Raw genomic sequence first — 16489 nt, forward strand, 5'->3', positions numbered from 1 at the left:
CGCATAAGTGGATGATACGCTCATCTACCCAAAAGTTACATTATTTTCCGCATGGACCACTAGCCAAGTACACAATGCGACGGCATAGCCGCTTGTCAGTACGAACCAGTAGCGGTCGTTTTCTCCATTTAAAATATACATAAATGCGGCACTTCCCAGCAGAAATATGCCCAAGGTCAAATATACTAACTGTTTAATTTCATCGCGAACCATATCGACCCCCTTAGTATTTTCCTTGACATTTACTTATTTCAACTTGCTTTGACGGCGACAGGTAATGATGCAAAATCACACCGGCCTTACGGGCTATCACTGCTGGTTTTGCCCAGCTCAATCATATTTAAATTTTAAAGTAATCATCACCATGACCTATCAACGCTTTCTTATAATCGGATCAATTATTTTTGCATCCGCTGGCCTCAGCGGCTGCTTTGACGCCCACCAGACCTTCAATATTCCACAAACCGACATTAGCCTAGACATCCCTAGCGACTGGATTGAGCGCAATCAACAGGATCGGCTGCAAGCCGCTCAACGGCTCGCGGAAGATAACGAAATGTCCGATACGCTCAAGGAAGCACTGACGGCCTTGGTAGACACACAGATTTATCAATTCACTAAGCCGGTTGTCGTTGATGGGCAGAATAGAAACAGCACCTTAGTTATTAATGTGTCTGAACGCGAGCCAGACGTTTCTCTCGATCAAGTCGCGCGTGAGTTGTCGAATGAGTTTAGCCAGCAAGACCTCAATCGCTCCCCCTGCCCAGAGGCCGCGCTAGAAAACTACCGCTGCCTAAGCTACGCGGTAAGCATTCCAGGTGCTGGCTTTGATTTTCAGCAGTACCAATATTTAACCATTGATAAAAACAACTTCATCGTTATAACCCTTGGCTTTAGCCACGACGAGCAAAAAGCTGAGGTAAGAACACTGGCTACCAGCCTGCGCTCAGAATAATTATGCTGCCAGCTTTAAAACAACAATAAAAAAGAGCGCCGCGGCGCTCTTTTTTATTCAGACTAAGACGTTATTGATCATCGCCTAAAATACGGTATTCCGCTGAGCGGGCATGGGCCTCCAGGTGCTCGCCGCGCGCCAGTACCGAGGCGGTTTTGCCCAGTTCAGAGGCACCTTCAGGCGAGCACATAATCAACGACGAGCGCTTTTGAAAATCGTACACACCCAGTGGTGATGAAAACCGCGCCGTGCCCGAGGTCGGCAATACGTGGTTAGGGCCAGCGCAATAATCGCCCAGCGCCTCGGAGGTATGACGGCCCATAAAAATCGCACCGGCGTGGCGAATCTTAGGCAACAATGCTTGTGGATCGGCGACGGATAATTCCAAATGCTCGGGCGCAATGCGGTTGCTGACCTCACATGCTTCGTCCATATCGGCAACTTTAATCAGCGCAGCGCGACCGGTAAGGGAGGCGCGAATAATCTCTTCGCGCTGCATATCCGGTAATAAACGCTCAATGCTGCGCTCGACTTGGTCCAAGAACTCACTGCTGGGCGACACCAAAATGGCCTGTGCGTCTTCGTCGTGCTCGGCTTGGGAAAATAAATCCATGGCGATCCAATCTGGGTCGGTATCACCATCGCACAGCACTAAAATTTCCGATGGCCCGGCGATCATATCAATGCCCACGGTACCAAAGACTTGGCGCTTAGCAGTGGCGACAAAAATATTGCCAGGGCCAACGATTTTATCCACTGCGGGAATGGTTTCCGTGCCATAGGCCAAGGCCGCTACGGCCTGGGCGCCGCCAATGGTAAACACCCGACTAACGCCGGCCACCGCCGCCGCTGCCAGTACCAGCTCGTTGAGCTCACCGCCTGGCGTTGGCACCACCATAATAATTTCCTGCACGCCGGCGACGTGGGCAGGAAGGGCGTTCATCAACACAGACGACGGATACGCAGCTTTGCCACCCGGAACATAAATACCGACGCGATCCATCGGTGTGACTTGCTGGCCCAGTAAAGTGCCGTCGGCTTCTTGGTAGCTCCAAGAATCCTGCTTTTGCTTTTCGTGGTAGCGACGCACACGCTCGGCCGCGGTGTTGAGCGCCTGGCGTTGCTCTTCGGGCAAGCCATCTAACGCCTGCTGCAAACGCACTTGATCCAACTCCAGCTCGTGCATGGCGGTGGCGTGCAAATGATCAAAGCGATTGCTGTATTCGATCACAGCAGCATCACCGCGCTGTTTTACTTGCCACAAAATATCGGTCACCGTGGCTTGTACCTGGCTGTCAGAGACCGACTCCCACGCCAATAACGCGCTGAGTTGCTCATTAAAATCGGCTTGCTCGGAAGATAGACGGCGAATTTCAATGCTCATACGGCCTCCTGCTCAGTACGCTGACGCTCAACCGCGGCAGCCATCTGCTCGATGATGGGCTGAATTTGCGCGTGTTTGACTTTCATCGCCGCACGCCCCGCCACTAAACGCGAACTGATCGGCGCGATCAGATCACGTGCTTCTAAGCCATTGGCTTTGAGGGTATTACCGGTATCGACAATATCCACAATCATATCGGCCAGGTTCATGATGGGTGCCAGCTCCATGCCGCCATAGAGTTTAATAATGTCGACCTGACGACCCTGCTCAGCAAAATAGCGCTTGGCCACATTGACAAACTTAGTCGCTACTTTTAAGCGCCCTTGTGGCATGGGCGCGTCTTTTAACGCTGCCGTCATTAAGCGACAACTGGCGATGTTTAAGTCGAGGGGCTCGCACAAATCATCGCTGCCGTATTCCATCAATACGTCTTTACCGGCCACGCCTAAATCTGCAGCGCCGTATTCCACATAGGTAGGCACGTCGGTGGCGCGTATCACCACCAACTTAATATGCTCATGGTTGGTATCGAAGATCAGCTTGCGGCTCTTTTTGATGTCTTCTGCTGGATGAATGCCTGCCTCGGCTAGCAGTGGCAGGGTGTCGTCCAGAATGCGGCCCTTAGACAGGGCAATAGTCAACGGTTGAGTCATACGCTTGCTGATCCTTTCATGTGCTAGGACGACACCCTGCGGATGTCGGCACCTAATTGTTGGAATTTCTCTTCAATACATTCGTAACCACGATCAATGTGATAAATGCGATTCACGTCGGTTTCACCTTCCGCCACTAACGCGGCCAGCACCAGCGAGGCGGAAGCACGCAAATCGGTGGCCATCACAGGCGCACCTTTTAAACCGGGCTTGCCGGTAACAATGGCTGTGTTGCCTTCAACGTGAATGTCAGCCCCCATGCGCACCAGTTCCTGGGCGTGCATAAAGCGGTTTTCAAACACGGTTTCAATCACGGTGGCCGTGCCTTCAGCGACGGCGTTCAGCACCACAAACTGGGCTTGCATATCGGTCGGAAAGGCTGGGTGTGGCGCGGTACGCACACTGACCGCCTGAGGGCGACGACCTTCCATATCCAGCTCGATCCAATCGGAGCCTGTGGTCACTTTGGCGCCGGCTTCTTCCAGCTTGTGCAGCACGGCTTCCAGCAACAGTGGGTCGGTGTCTTTGCATTTAACCCGCCCGCCAGTGACCGCAGCTGCTACTAAGTAGGTGCCGGTTTCAATGCGATCGGGCAGCACATCGAAGTGGCAGCCATGCAGTGTTTCGACGCCATGAATGATCATGGTGTCGGTACCCGCGCCTTCAATGCGGGCGCCCATGGCGATCAGGCAGTTGGCCAAATCCACCACTTCTGGTTCGCGCGCGGCGTTTTCGATCACGGTTTTGCCATCGGCCAATGCAGCGGCCATCATCACGTTTTCAGTACCGGTTACGGTCACGGTATCAAAAAAGATATTGGCACCTTTTAAGCGACCACCCGGCACGTGAGCCTGAATGTAGCCATCGACCACATCGACTTCCGCACCCATGGCTTCCATACCGCGAATGTGCAAATCCACCGGTCGACTGCCAATGGCACAACCGCCCGGCAATGACACTTCGGCCTTGCCGTGGCGCGCCAATAACGGCCCTAGCACCAAAATAGAGGCGCGCATGGTACGCACCAGATCGTAGGGCGCGACGTAACTGGTCATCTGGCCGCAATCGGTTTCGACCGACATGTCTTCATTAACAGCGACCTGGACACCCATGCAGCCGAGCAGCTCCAGCATGGTGGTAATGTCGTGCAGGTGCGGCAGATTGCCCACGTGCATGACGCCATCGGCCAGCAAAGTGGAGGCCAAAATGGGCAGGGCGGAGTTTTTCGCTCCGGAAATGCGGATATCACCGTCCAGCCGGCGACCGCCACGAATGCTTAGCTTATCCATCAAGGGGTCTCAGGCGTTGTGTTCGGCAGGGGTCTCAGCACGAATGGTAACCGCATGAATGCGACCATCGGCAATGTAAGGATTTAGCAGTTTATACACGAACTGCTGGCGCTTCACGGCATTGAGGCCTTCGAATGCCTCGCCGACTGCGTTGACTTCGTATTTGTAACCGTCACCGTCAACCGTCCAGGTGACGTCAGGCGCTTCGGTTTGCAGAATCTGTAAAATTTCAGCTGGCGTCATAACCGCGATACCACTCATTGTCAGCAAAATTTGGGCGGCCAATCATAGCCGATTCCACTCAGCGATGACACTGGCCGCAGGTCAGACTATGAACAGTTTGGTAAACACCGGTTGTAAATCACTGATGGCGATAATGGGCTGCAACCTATCGGGCACGTTGGCGATTTCCAGCCGCACTTCACGTTGCTCACAATAGCGATACCAGTCGAGCAGCAGCGCCACCGCGGCACTGGAAACCTGATCCACACCGGCCATGTCGACTTGCCAAACGTCTTCGGCGGCACTGATCAAGCAGCGGCCACGGCGCGCCAGAGGCGTCACCGTTGCCAGGGTTAAATCGCCTGTCAGCTGTGCCTTGTTGCTACCGTCGGCATTGAGCGTTGGCGCTACCATTAGCCTTCTTCCGCCTTGTTAAATAAGAAGCGGCCAATCAGCTCTTCTAACACCAGCGCGGATTGGGTGTCTTCTATCCAGTCGCCATCCTCTAAATATTCTGGGTCAGCGCCAACGGTTAAGCCTATGTACTTCTCACCCAGTAAGCCCGCCGTTAAGATGGCCGCAGATGTGTCACGGGTCAGGGTTTCAACATCGGCGTTGATCTCCATTTCGACCACGGCTGAATACCACTCTTGATCTAGGTAGACCTTGGTGACCCGACCGATGGTGACCCCTGACATGGAGACCTTGGCGCGCTCATTCAAACCGGCCAGGTTTTCAAACCGAGCTTTTAAGGTGTAGGTATCGCTTGTCGCCTGCTGCGTCAAACCACTGACTCTGAACGCCATCAGCACCAGAGCGACAATTCCCATGATCATAAATGCGCCGACCGTAAGTTCGACATTACGCATTTGCATATTACACGCCTCCCAGCATGATGGCGGTTAACACAAAATCCAGCCCCAGTACGGCCAACGACGACACCACCACGGTTTGCGTTGTTGCCTTACCAATGCCCTCGGAAGTGGGTACCGAGTCGTAACCTTGGAAAACAGCGATCCAGGTCACGACTAAGCCAAATACCACAGATTTAACAATGCCTTTAACGACATCCTCATAAAATTCGACCGACGCCTGCATATTGCCCCAGTAGGCACCTTCGTCGATGCCGAGCAAGTCCACCGCCACAAAGGCACCGCCCCAAATGCCAACGGTACTGAACAGCAAGGCCAGAATAGGTACGGCAATCATGCCGGCCCATAAACGCGGCGTAATCACCCGTTTCAACGGGTCAACGCCCATCATTTCCATGGCCGATAACTGCTCGGTGGTTTTCATCAAACCGATTTCTGCCGTCAGCGCCGACCCTGCCCGACCAGCAAACAGCAGCGCCGTCATCACCGGGCCTAACTCGCGCAGCAAGGTCAAAGACACCATGGTGCCCAGCGCGGCCTCAGAGCCAAAGTCGATCAAAATGGTATAGCCTTGCAGGCCCAGCACCATGCCAACAAAGAAGCCCGCCACAATGATGATCGACAGCGAGCGCACGCCCACGGCGTGAATTTGCTGCAGCAAGTCACGCCAGCCGGCACTGCCCGGGCCACCCCACAGCAGTGAGCGATAAAATAAGATTGCCGCCCGCCCCATCGATTGCATGGCACTGACGCCACGACGTCCTAAGCGTTGCACCATCATGACGACAACAACTCCTGGCGATAATCCGCCGCCGGGTAGTGAAACGGCACCGGGCCGTCGGGATCGCCGCGCAAGAACTGGCGCACTTCATCATTGCCTTCGTGCAACAGCTCATCCGGCGGGCCAAAGCCGATCACCCGGCCATCCGACACCAGGCACAAATAATCAGCAATGCTGCACGACTCCTCGACATCGTGAGACACCAACAAACTGGTGAGCCCCAGCGCTTCGCTGAGGGCGCGAATCAACTTGACGATCATGCCCATAGAAATCGGGTCGAGACCGGTAAACGGCTCGTCATACAGCATCAACTCTGGGTCCATGGCGATGGAGCGTGCCAAGGCAACGCGCCTAGCCATCCCGCCGGACAACTCGCTGGGCATTAAATCACGCGCACCGCGCAAGCCGACGGCTTCCAACTTCATTAATACCAAGTCGCGAATCATGGTTTCTGGTAAGTCGGTATGGGTGCGCAGCGGAAAAGCAACGTTGTCGAACACCGACAAATCGGTGAACAGTGCGCCGGTCTGAAACAGCATGCCCATTTTTTCGCGCCGCAGTTCAAACAGCTGACGACGGCTTAGCTCGTTCACCCGTTGGCCGGCCACCACCACACTGCCCTGATCAGGTTTCAGCTGACCGCCAATTAAGCGCAGCAAGGTGGTTTTACCCGTGCCACTGGGGCCCATGATGGCGGTTACTTTGCCACGCGGGAAGTCAACGCTGAGGCGGTCATAAATAAGCCGCTCGCCGCGCCGAAAGCTCAGCTCAGAGATTGAAATATAGGGGTCCATGTCACCTCGATTCGGCCTCAATGGCAGTTTGCGCGCCAGCATAGCGGAATGTCACCGGCCACACCAAGGGGCATGGCAATCAAGGTGACGCCGTCACGACAACTCACTGTTCCGACAGTGCACAATCTATGACAGTCCTGCAATTGCGCTGCCCCCCGCCTCAGGTACAATGGCGCCCTTTTATGACTCGCGGATGACCGAAACTATGCTGACCGCTTATCTGGCCGTTTTAGCCGGCCTGATTGTACTGGTATGGAGTGCCGATAAATTTGTCATTGGTGCCGCTGCCACAGCACGTCATTTGGGCATGTCGCCTCTGCTGGTGGGCTTAACCATCGTCTCTATTGGCACCTCGGCGCCAGAGATGTTTGTTTCCGCCATGGCGTCACTCGACGGCGCCGGCAACTTGGCCATTGGTAACGCACTGGGCTCCAACATTACCAACATTTTGATGGTGCTGGGCATTACCGCATTAGTCAGCCCCATTCCACTGCAAAAGAAACTGGTGCGCAAAGAAATGCCGCTGTTGCTGCTGATCAGCATCATTGGTGGCCTGACCTTGGCAGACTTAGAGATTAACTGGGTCGATGCGCTGATCTTGATCAGCGCGTTGGTATTCGCTCTGTATTTAATGTTTCAAGATTCCAGCGAATCGGGCGAGCCTTTGGTGGATGAAGAAGAAGCCGAAGCCATTGAGCACACCAGCACCGGGCAGGCCATCTTTTGGCTGGTCACAGGTCTTTTGGCGCTGATGGTGAGTTCACGCATGTTGGTGTGGGGCGCAACGGAAATTGCCGTTGCCTTTGGCGTCAGTGATTTGATTATCGGCTTGACCATCGTCGCCATCGGTACCAGCTTGCCAGAGTTGGCAGCGTCGGTGGCCAGCGCCCTCAAAGGCCACCACGACATTGCCATCGGCAATGTTATTGGTTCAAACATTTTTAACTTATTGGCGGTGATGCCGATTCCGGGCCTGCTGGCCACCACCGCCGTGGAACCGGCCGCACTCTATCGTGACTTCAGCGTTATGATGGCCGCCACACTGGCGCTGGGGCTGATTCTGCTGCTGTGTTATCGCAGCGGCAAGGTAGGCCGTCCCTATGGCATCGCTTTAACTGGTGGTTATATTGGCTACCTTGTTCTTTTGTTCTTTATGGCAACCGCATGACCGCATCTGACTCCTTCGATTTTGTAGCCTCCGCCCAGCGCACCATTGAGCTGGAGCAGCAGGCCATTGCCGCTTTAGCGCCACGCATCGACGGCGATTTCAGCCAAGCCTGTCGCACCCTACTGGCGTGCCGAGGCCGAGTGGTCGTTACCGGCATGGGCAAGTCTGGCCATATCGGTAAGAAATTAGCAGCCACCTTGGCCAGCACCGGCACACCGGCGTTTTTTGTGCACCCAGGTGAAGCCAGCCACGGCGATATGGGCATGATCACCGCCGATGATGTGGTGATTGCTCTGTCTAACTCCGGCGAAACCGCCGAAGTGACCAGCCTGCTGCCGCTGCTAAAGCGCCTGGGCACAGCCTTGATCAGCATGACCGGCAACCCGGCATCCACCTTGGCGAATGCCGCGACCGCGCATTTAAACACCGGCGTTGAGCAAGAAGCCTGCCCGCTGGATTTGGCACCGACCTCATCCACCACCACCGCGTTGGTGATGGGCGATGCGTTAGCCATTGCCTTGTTAGAAGCTCGCGGTTTTACCGCCGAAGACTTTGCCTTTTCTCACCCAGGCGGTGCACTGGGCCGACGCCTGCTGTTAAAAGTTGAAGACATCATGCACAGCGGCAGCGAAGTGCCCAGTGTTGGGCCGCAAACACCGCTGGCCGAAGCGCTGCTGGTGATTACTTCCAAGGGCTTGGGCATGACCACAGTGCAAGACGACGACGGTAACTTACTCGGCATCTTTACCGATGGCGACCTACGCCGCACCATCGACCAAGGCACCGATATTCACAGCGCCAGCATGAAGGATGTGATGACGCGCCAATGCAAAACCACACAACCAGGCGTGTTGGCAGCCGAAGCACTGAAACTGATGGAAGATAACAAGATCAACGCCTTGGTGGTGATGGACGAGCAACGCTTGGTGGGTGTGCTCAATATGCACGACATGCTGCGCGCCGGTGTGATCTGATGCGCAAGCGCTACTTGCTGCTGTTACTGACGTTAATCTTTGGTCTGGCTTTGCTGGCGGTGGATCGCTATACCGCCAGCTGGAGTCAGAGCAGCAACGAGCGCAATGCCAACGAACCGGACTACTATGGCGACAGCTTGGTAAGCCAGCGGTTCGATCACACTGGGCAGCGCGTGCAAACCCTGCAGGCCGACAGCTCGGTGCACTACCCGCAAACCCGACATACCGAGTTTACCGCTCCCGACATCACAGCGTTGGACCAACAAAACGTGACTTGGCGCATTCAGGCGCGTCAGGGGCAGCTCAAAGATGACGACAATCAGCTGACGCTGGAACAGTCCGTTGAGATTCGCACTCTGGACAGCCCTGACCCCATCATCATTACTACCGAACGTTTGCACTACGATATTGACAACCAGATCGCGCACACAGATGAGTTTGTGCGCATCGACCACAACCGTATTCAGCTGACCGCCACCGGCATGACCTTAGATCTGCAGCGCCAGCGCATGAGCTTTCACCAGGAGGTAAATACCCGGTATGACCCGATTGTTCAGTAGCCTGATACTGCTACTTATCGCCAGCGCGAGTCTGGCACTGGAGCAGGACTGGCAACAACCGGTGACGATTTTGTCCGACCACGCCGAGCTGGACCGCAAAACCGGCATGGTGGTGTATGAAGGCAACGTCACTCTGACCCAGGGCAGCCTGCGTATTGAGGCCGATCAACTGCTGTTATTTCGCGATGGTGAGCAACTGGAACGCGCCACTGCGCGTGGCAAGCCGGCACGTTATCAGCAAATCATCAGCGCCGGTGATGCACTCACAGAAGCGCATGGCCAGCGCATTGACTACCTAGCGCAGCAACGTGAAGTCGTAATTCAGGGCGACGCGCACCTGGAGCAAGATGGCAACCAATTCAGTGGCGAGCTGATTCGCTACGACATGCTGCGCGACACCATTTCTGCCGAAGGCGGCGAAGAAAAGCCCGGCGAAGAGGGCAAACAGCGCATTAAAGTCATCATCCAGCCGCAAGCGACCGAGTCTGCTAATGAAAACCCTGAAAGCTGAGCACCTGGCAAAAAGCTACAACGGCCGCGAAGTGGTCAAAGACGTGTCGTTATCGGTTGAGAGCGGCCAAATTGTCGGTTTGTTAGGCCCCAACGGCGCTGGCAAAACCACCTGCTTTTATATGATCGTCAACCTGGTGCAGGCCGATAAGGGCCGTATTCGCATCGATGACGATGACATCAGCCACCTGCCGATGCACGGCCGCGCCCGCCGCGGCATTGGTTACTTGCCGCAAGAAGCGTCCATCTTTCGCAAACTCAGCGTCGCCGACAACATCATGGCGATTTTAGAGACCCGCAAAGACCTCAATCGCAGTCAGCGCAAGCAAGCGCTGGAGCAGCTTTTGGATGAATTTCATATTCAACACATTCGCAGCAGCTTGGGCATGGCGTTGTCGGGTGGTGAACGTCGGCGAGTGGAAATTGCCCGCGCTTTAGCAGCAGAGCCTGCGTTTATTTTGCTAGATGAGCCGTTTGCCGGCGTCGATCCGATCTCCGTGTCTGACATCATGGACATCATTCGCCAGCTAAAACAGCGCGGCATTGGTGTGCTCATTACCGATCACAATGTGCGTGAAACCCTCGCCATTTGCGAAAAAGCCTACATCGTTGGCGGCGGCCACATCATCGCCGAGGGCAATGCCGAGCAGGTACTGGCCAACGAGCAGGTACGCAAAGTCTACTTAGGGGACGACTTCCGCCTTTGATTCTGCAGCGGGCAAAAGGCTATGATGCCTGACCAGTCGCAAGGAAATGATTGCTAAAGCAGTATTCCTCGCCAAAGCTCCTGACCTATAATGCCAAGCATATAGTGTGCCGTTTAGGTGATTATCAGAGATCTATGAAAGCCTCACTCCAGCTCAAGATGGGCCAGCAGCTGACCATGACGCCGCAGCTGCAACAGGCCATTCGTTTGTTACAGCTATCGACACTGGACTTGCAGCAAGAGATTCAGGAAGCGCTGGACTCCAACCCCATGCTGGAAACCGAAGAGCACGACGAAGCGCCGGCCAGCGACACCAGTAACGACAACCAGCTCAACAAAGAGACCAGCGAGAGCAGCAGCCAAGACAGCGACAGCGCCGAAGTCGACGAGCAATGGTCGAATGAGCAGCTGCCCGAGGATCTGCCCGTCGATAGTCAGTGGGAAGACACCTACCAAGCCACCGCCAGCACTGCCAGCAGCGCGGCGCCCGTGGGCGATGACGACTTTGATTACGACTCGCGCCACGCCACCACCGACGATTTGCAAGACCACCTACTGTGGCAACTGAACTTAACGCCAATGTCAGAGCTGGACCGCGACATCGCCATCATGCTGATCGATGGTACCGACAGCGATGGTTACCTGCACACCAGCATCGACGACGTCGTCAGCGCCTTTGACGCCGAGCACGAAATCGAGCAAGAAGAAGTCATGGCCGTGCTGCATCGCTTGCAGCAGTTCGAACCCACCGGCGTCTTTGCCCGCGATTTGCGCGAGTGCTTGCTACTGCAACTGCGTCAGCTGCCACAAGACACCCCTTGGCGCGCCCAAGCCATTCAAGTCATCGACGAACACATTGAACTGCTGGGCAGTCGTGACTACGCCACCTTGATGCGCAAGACCCGGCTCAAAGAGGACGATCTCAAAGCCGCGCTTAGGCTGATCAAAGAACTCAACCCCAAACCTGGCGCCAGCATCAGCCCAGAGCAAGCCGAATACGTGGTGCCCGACGTGATTGTGCGGCAGATTCGCGGCGAGTGGCGGGTCGAACTCAACCCAGATATTGCCCCGAAACTGCGGGTTAATGCCGACTATGCGGCACTGGTCAAACGCTCGGACAGCAGCGCTGACAATACCTTTCTTAAGGATCATTTACAGGAAGCGCGCTGGTTTATAAAAAGTCTGCAGAGTCGTAACGATACCCTGCTGCGCGTGGCCACCAAGATCGTGGAATATCAGATTGAGTTCTTCGAACAAGGTGAAGAAGCGATGAAACCGCTGGTGCTGCACGACATCGCGGAAGCCGTCGACATGCACGAATCGACCATTTCACGGGTGACTACGCAAAAATACATGCACACACCGCGCGGCGTGTTTGAGTTGAAGTATTTCTTCTCCAGCCATGTCAGCACCGACAGCGGTGGTGAATGTTCATCGACTGCCATTCGTGCCATGATCAAAAAGTTGATTGCCGAAGAAAATGCCCGTAAACCGTTGAGCGACAACAAAATCGCGACTTTACTGGGTGACAAAGGCATCAAGGTCGCCCGCCGTACGGTGGCCAAATATCGTGAAGCCATGCTGATTCCACCCTCGAATGAGCGGAAGCAGCTGGTTTAACTACTGCGACATCCACCAGCTAAAGGAGTCTGGATATGCAAATCAATGTCAGTGGTCATCATGTTGAAATTACTGATTCACTGCAGGCCTATGTGGAAGAAAAATTGGCCAAGCTGGAGCGTCACTTTGACAACATCACCACAGGTCAGGTCACGCTGACGGTGGAAAAAAGTGGCCAAAAAGCTGAGGCCACCATTCATGTCAGCGGCGCTGACTTGCACGCCAGCTGCGAGCAAGAAGACATGTACGCCGCCATCGACTCCATGATCGATAAACTCGACCGCCAAGTCATTAAACACAAAGAGAAAATAGTCGCTCGTAAACACGGCCACTAACCACATCTATGCGCATCGAAGATATCCTCACGGCAGACCGGGCACAGATCAATGTGCCCGCTTCCAGCAAGAAAAAATTGCTGCAATACCTGGCACAGTTCATTGGTCAGCGCCTGCCCGGCAGCTCCGAAGACGATATTTACGAGCGCCTGCTCACCCGTGAGCGCCTAGGCAGCACCGGCATTGGTGAAGGCATTGCCATTCCCCATTGCCGGCTGCAGCAATGCGATCAAGCGCTGGGGGTACTGCTACGCTTGGAGGCGCCCATCGACTACGACGCAGTCGATCAACAGCCAGTTGACTTGGTGTTCGCGCTGTTGGTGCCGGAAGAAGCCACCGAGGAACACCTGCAAGTGCTGGCGCTATTGGCCCGTAATTTTGGCACCCAAGAGTTTCGCAGCGCGCTGCGCAACGCTCCTAACGCACAGCAACTGTTTCAGCGGGCATTAAATGCTGAATAGACCGAGCCATGGAATGACGAGGAGGTAACACGATGCGACTGGTGGTCATCAGTGGCCGTTCTGGCTCTGGCAAGTCCAGTGCCTTGCACGTACTGGAGGATCTAGGCTTTTACTGCATCGATAACCTACCGATTCCGCTATTGCCTGCCTTAGCTCAAGAAACTCAACACGACCCACGTTTATCCAATGTTGCCGTCAGCATCGATGCGCGCAACCTGTCACAAACCAGCGATGGCATTGCCGAAGTGCTGCTGCAGTTACCACATGACGAGTATCAGCTCGAAGTGGTTTACCTCGACGCCAGCGAATCGGTTTTGCTGCAACGCTTCAGTGCCACTCGGCGCAAACATCCACTGACCAATCATCGCTTGGCCTTGGCCGAGGCCATTCAGGCTGAGCAGCAGCTGTTAGAGCCGCTGGCCAATATGGCCGACCTAACCCTAGATACCACCAACATGTCGGTGCACGAGCTGCGCAGCCTAATCAAACTGCGCGTCGCCGAGCGTGAAAGCAGCGACATTGCCATTTTGTTTGAATCTTTTGGTTTTAAAAAAGGCATTCCCATCGACGCCGACTATGTGTTCGATGTGCGCAACCTGCCTAACCCTTACTGGCAGCTGGAGCTGCGCCCATACACAGGTCAGCAAGCGCCAGTGCAAACATTTTTAACCGCGCAACCGGAAGTCGCGGCCATGCGAGCGGACATTCAGGCCTTTATCGAGCGCTGGCTGCCTGGGTTTATTGATAACAATCGTAGCTATATGACCATTGCCATCGGTTGCACTGGCGGTCAGCACCGTTCGGTCTATATGGCCGAGCAACTGGCTGGACAATTTCGTCAGCAGTTCGCTAATGTTCAAGTGCGACACCGCGAACTCACCCAGGACAATGCCCAGCATGATTGAAAAAAACATTACCATTATCAATAAGTTGGGCCTACACGCTCGCGCCGCCGCCAAACTGGTGTCTACCGCCACGGCGCATTCAGCCACCATCAAAGTCGGTTATCCAGAGCGCATGGTGGATGGTAAAAGCATTATGGCGGTGATGATGTTAGCCGCCAGCAAGGGCACCGATATTGTGTTACAAGCTGACGGCGACGATGCTGAGCAAGCCATTGCCGCCCTCGAAGACTTAATCCAACGCCGCTTTGATGAAGGCGAATAACCCCTCCGTCACCTCTCCCCTGTTGCTCGCTGAAATAATTTTTTAACGCAAAATCAATTCACTACAGAGACAATTGCGAGCAGTTTCGTAGTCTGCTGCGCGGTTTCCAGCTAGAATCAAGCTTATTCGCCCAAGCGGCACCTCCCTTCACTTGTACACCTGAGCACTGTCTATGGCCCAGCACAGCGAAAAAGCCAAAGCCAGATTACATAGCCTTAACCTTGCCCTCGAGAGCGGCTCGCTGGCGACGGTGCAGCGCATTATTAATTCTGGCCTGGCACCACAAGACGTGGCGCACCTGATTGAATCCTCGCCGCCGAAGGAGCGGGAGATTCTTTGGGAGCTGGTGGACGAAGAACTCGAAGGTGAAGTGCTGCAGCACCTGAGCGAAGAGCTGCAGGGCAACTTTCTGCGCGATATGAGCGCCGAGCGCGTCGCTAGCGTTACCTCCGACCTCGACATCGACGACGTAGCGGACATCCTGCAGCAGTTGCCGGAGCGGGTAACACAGGAAGTGCTGGACGTCATGGACCAGCAAGACCGGGCACGACTGGAAGCCGTATTGGGCTACCCAGAAGACAGTGCTGGCGGTCTGATGAACACAGACACCGTCACCATTCGTGCTGACATTACCTTAGAAGTGGTACTGCGCTATTTACGTCGCCACAAAGCGCTGCCGGATATGACCGACAGCCTGCTGGTGGTCAACCGTAATAACGAGTTCATTGGCTCACTGCCCATTCGCAAGCTGTTGGTGAGCGACCCACAGCAAACCGTGCGCGAAGTCATGTCGACGGACACGCGCGTGATTCATGCGACCCAGCATGAAAACGAGGTCGCCAAACTGTTTGAACGCCACGACCTAGTATCTGCACCCGTGGTCGATGCCAATGGCCAACTGTTGGGCCGCATCACCATTGATGACGTGGTCGATGTAATTCGCGAAACCGCCGACCACTCATTAATGAGCATGGCCGGCCTGGACGACGAAGAAGACACCTTCGCCCCAGCACTCAAAACCAGCCGCCGTCGCGCCGTTTGGTTGGGCATCAACTTGATCACCGCGTTTATGGCGTCGGCCGTCATTGGCTTATTCGACGCCACCATTGAAAAAGTCGTCGCCTTGGCGGTGTTGATGCCGATTGTCGCCAGCATGGGCGGCATTGCCGGCAGTCAGGTATTGACCCTGGTGATTCGTGGCCAAGCATTGGGGCACTTAAGTGGCGCTAACTTTCGCTGGTTGTTTAACCGCGAGCTCGTCGTGGCTGCCATCAATGGTGTGCTATGGGCACTGGTCATTGCCGCCATCACCCTGCTATGGTTCGGCGACCCAGGCATTGCCGTCATTATTGCCGCCGCCATCATCATCAATTTGCTGGTGGCAGCGGTCACTGGTGCGGCATTGCCACTTATTATGAAAGCCCGTGGCATTGACCCGGCCCTGGCGGGTTCGGTGGTACTGACCACAGTCACCGATGTGGTGGGCTTTATGTCTTTTCTGGGGCTGGCCACCCTGTTTTATCTGTAGCCGATATGACTGATTACCAAGATTTTGATGACGATGAGTTCGTCAGTAAGTCCGAACTAAAACGCGAAATGGAGCGCCTGCAAGAGCTCGGGCGCCAACTGACTGAGCTAACGCCTGCGCAATGGCAAAAGTTTGATCTTACCGAAACGCTGCTGGCGGCGCTGGAAGAAAGCAAGCGCTTAAAGCAACATGAAGCCAAGCGTCGCCACCTGCAGTACATTGGCAAATTGATGCGCTCGGAAGATGTTGATGGCATTCGCCGCCAACTCGACCTGCTCGATCCATCGAGTGAGCTATATGGGCGCCTGCAGCGCCAGCAAGAGCTGTGGCGCACTCGCTTGGTAGAGAGCGATGACGCCCTGGCGGAGTTTATGGCCGAATTCCCGCAGCTGGATCGTCAACATTTGCGCAACTTACTGCGCAATGCGCGTAAAGAGCACGCCAGCGGCAAAACCGGTAAGCACTACAAGGCGTTGTTTCAATTTATTAAGGCACAAATGGCGGAGTAAC

General features: G+C 55.0%; 22 protein-coding genes. 13 read left to right on the top strand and 9 right to left on the bottom strand.

The features are described 5' to 3' along the window. Positions 1 to 24: 24 nt before the first annotated feature. Positions 25 to 213 carry a hypothetical protein gene (locus IE090_RS16695; protein WP_189390200.1) on the bottom strand — a complete coding sequence of 63 codons (189 nt, stop codon included), beginning with the start codon at positions 211 to 213 and terminating at the stop codon, positions 25 to 27. A gap of 151 nt (positions 214 to 364) precedes the next feature. Here IE090_RS16695 and IE090_RS16700 point away from each other — a divergent pair, with 151 nt between their 5' ends. After that, complete coding sequence (locus IE090_RS16700) at positions 365 to 955, top strand: hypothetical protein (protein WP_189390202.1); 591 nt, start codon at positions 365 to 367, stop codon at positions 953 to 955. Positions 956 to 1025: 70 nt separating this feature from the next. Here IE090_RS16700 and hisD read toward each other — a convergent pair whose 3' ends face one another. From hisD to IE090_RS16740, 8 genes are all read right to left on the bottom strand, one after another. Further along, positions 1026 to 2339 carry a histidinol dehydrogenase gene (gene hisD, locus IE090_RS16705; protein ID WP_189390204.1) on the bottom strand — a complete coding sequence of 438 codons (1314 nt, stop codon included), beginning with the start codon at positions 2337 to 2339 and terminating at the stop codon, positions 1026 to 1028. Continuing rightward, positions 2336 to 2992, bottom strand: coding sequence for an ATP phosphoribosyltransferase (gene hisG / locus IE090_RS16710; RefSeq protein ID WP_189390206.1), 657 nt, complete (start codon positions 2990 to 2992; stop codon positions 2336 to 2338). Before hisG ends, hisD begins: the two co-directional genes overlap by 4 nt. 23 nt (positions 2993 to 3015) lie before the next feature. Beyond that, a complete protein-coding gene (gene murA, locus IE090_RS16715) occupies positions 3016 to 4281 on the bottom strand; it encodes a UDP-N-acetylglucosamine 1-carboxyvinyltransferase (RefSeq protein ID WP_189390207.1) in 1266 nt (421 codons plus the stop codon). A gap of 9 nt (positions 4282 to 4290) precedes the next feature. Beyond that, positions 4291 to 4524 (bottom strand): BolA family protein, encoded by a 234-nt coding sequence (locus tag IE090_RS16720; RefSeq protein WP_189390209.1) that lies wholly within the window; start codon positions 4522 to 4524, stop codon positions 4291 to 4293. A gap of 81 nt (positions 4525 to 4605) precedes the next feature. Next, complete coding sequence (locus IE090_RS16725) at positions 4606 to 4917, bottom strand: STAS domain-containing protein (RefSeq protein WP_189390211.1); 312 nt, start codon at positions 4915 to 4917, stop codon at positions 4606 to 4608. Then, complete coding sequence (gene mlaD, locus IE090_RS16730; RefSeq protein WP_189390213.1) at positions 4917 to 5378, bottom strand: outer membrane lipid asymmetry maintenance protein MlaD; 462 nt, start codon at positions 5376 to 5378, stop codon at positions 4917 to 4919. The genes IE090_RS16725 and mlaD overlap by 1 nt, the downstream gene beginning before the upstream one ends. A gap of 1 nt (position 5379) precedes the next feature. Next, a complete protein-coding gene (mlaE, locus tag IE090_RS16735; RefSeq protein ID WP_229815813.1) occupies positions 5380 to 6156 on the bottom strand; it encodes a lipid asymmetry maintenance ABC transporter permease subunit MlaE in 777 nt (258 codons plus the stop codon). Further along, positions 6153 to 6950 (bottom strand): ABC transporter ATP-binding protein, encoded by a 798-nt coding sequence (locus tag IE090_RS16740; protein WP_189390215.1) that lies wholly within the window; start codon positions 6948 to 6950, stop codon positions 6153 to 6155. The genes mlaE and IE090_RS16740 overlap by 4 nt, the downstream gene beginning before the upstream one ends. 193 nt (positions 6951 to 7143) lie before the next feature. Between IE090_RS16740 and IE090_RS16745 the strand changes: the two genes are divergently transcribed. The 12 genes from IE090_RS16745 to yjgA all read left to right on the top strand — a co-directional run bounded on the left by IE090_RS16745 (position 7144) and on the right by yjgA (position 16488). Beyond that, positions 7144 to 8118 carry a calcium/sodium antiporter gene (locus IE090_RS16745; RefSeq protein ID WP_229815814.1) on the top strand — a complete coding sequence of 325 codons (975 nt, stop codon included), beginning with the start codon at positions 7144 to 7146 and terminating at the stop codon, positions 8116 to 8118. Continuing rightward, a complete protein-coding gene (locus IE090_RS16750) occupies positions 8115 to 9092 on the top strand; it encodes a KpsF/GutQ family sugar-phosphate isomerase (protein WP_189390216.1) in 978 nt (325 codons plus the stop codon). The genes IE090_RS16745 and IE090_RS16750 overlap by 4 nt, the downstream gene beginning before the upstream one ends. Beyond that, on the top strand, positions 9092 to 9652 hold the full coding sequence (lptC, locus tag IE090_RS16755; protein WP_189390219.1) for an LPS export ABC transporter periplasmic protein LptC: 561 nt from the start codon (positions 9092 to 9094) through the stop codon (positions 9650 to 9652). The genes IE090_RS16750 and lptC overlap by 1 nt, the downstream gene beginning before the upstream one ends. Next, positions 9633 to 10163: a lipopolysaccharide transport periplasmic protein LptA gene (gene lptA / locus IE090_RS16760; RefSeq protein ID WP_189390221.1), complete on the top strand. Its 531-nt coding sequence runs from the start codon at positions 9633 to 9635 to the stop codon at positions 10161 to 10163. The genes lptC and lptA overlap by 20 nt, the downstream gene beginning before the upstream one ends. Further along, a complete protein-coding gene (gene lptB, locus IE090_RS16765; RefSeq protein ID WP_189390223.1) occupies positions 10144 to 10869 on the top strand; it encodes an LPS export ABC transporter ATP-binding protein in 726 nt (241 codons plus the stop codon). The genes lptA and lptB overlap by 20 nt, the downstream gene beginning before the upstream one ends. A gap of 134 nt (positions 10870 to 11003) precedes the next feature. Then, entirely contained in the window at positions 11004 to 12488 is a 1485-nt protein-coding gene (locus IE090_RS16770) for an RNA polymerase factor sigma-54 (RefSeq protein WP_189390225.1), read from the top strand. Between the two features lie 35 nt (positions 12489 to 12523). Next, positions 12524 to 12823, top strand: coding sequence for a ribosome hibernation-promoting factor, HPF/YfiA family (gene hpf / locus IE090_RS16775; protein WP_189390227.1), 300 nt, complete (start codon positions 12524 to 12526; stop codon positions 12821 to 12823). Between the two features lie 8 nt (positions 12824 to 12831). After that, positions 12832 to 13284: a PTS IIA-like nitrogen regulatory protein PtsN gene (gene ptsN, locus IE090_RS16780; RefSeq protein ID WP_189390229.1), complete on the top strand. Its 453-nt coding sequence runs from the start codon at positions 12832 to 12834 to the stop codon at positions 13282 to 13284. Between the two features lie 32 nt (positions 13285 to 13316). Then, the gene (gene rapZ / locus IE090_RS16785; protein ID WP_189390231.1) at positions 13317 to 14189 is read left to right on the top strand and encodes an RNase adapter RapZ; all 873 of its coding nucleotides are present in this window, start codon (positions 13317 to 13319) and stop codon (positions 14187 to 14189) included. Then, positions 14182 to 14451 carry an HPr family phosphocarrier protein gene (locus IE090_RS16790; RefSeq protein ID WP_189390233.1) on the top strand — a complete coding sequence of 90 codons (270 nt, stop codon included), beginning with the start codon at positions 14182 to 14184 and terminating at the stop codon, positions 14449 to 14451. The genes rapZ and IE090_RS16790 overlap by 8 nt, the downstream gene beginning before the upstream one ends. Before the next feature lie 172 nt (positions 14452 to 14623). After that, complete coding sequence (mgtE, locus tag IE090_RS16795; protein WP_189390235.1) at positions 14624 to 15979, top strand: magnesium transporter; 1356 nt, start codon at positions 14624 to 14626, stop codon at positions 15977 to 15979. Positions 15980 to 15984: 5 nt separating this feature from the next. Further along, positions 15985 to 16488: a ribosome biogenesis factor YjgA gene (gene yjgA, locus IE090_RS16800; protein ID WP_189390237.1), complete on the top strand. Its 504-nt coding sequence runs from the start codon at positions 15985 to 15987 to the stop codon at positions 16486 to 16488. The last annotated feature ends 1 nt before the right edge of the window (position 16489 follow it).

The sequence above is a fragment of the Bacterioplanes sanyensis genome, from assembly GCF_014652515.1.
Classification (GTDB): Bacteria; Pseudomonadota; Gammaproteobacteria; order Pseudomonadales; family Oceanobacteraceae; genus Bacterioplanes; species Bacterioplanes sanyensis.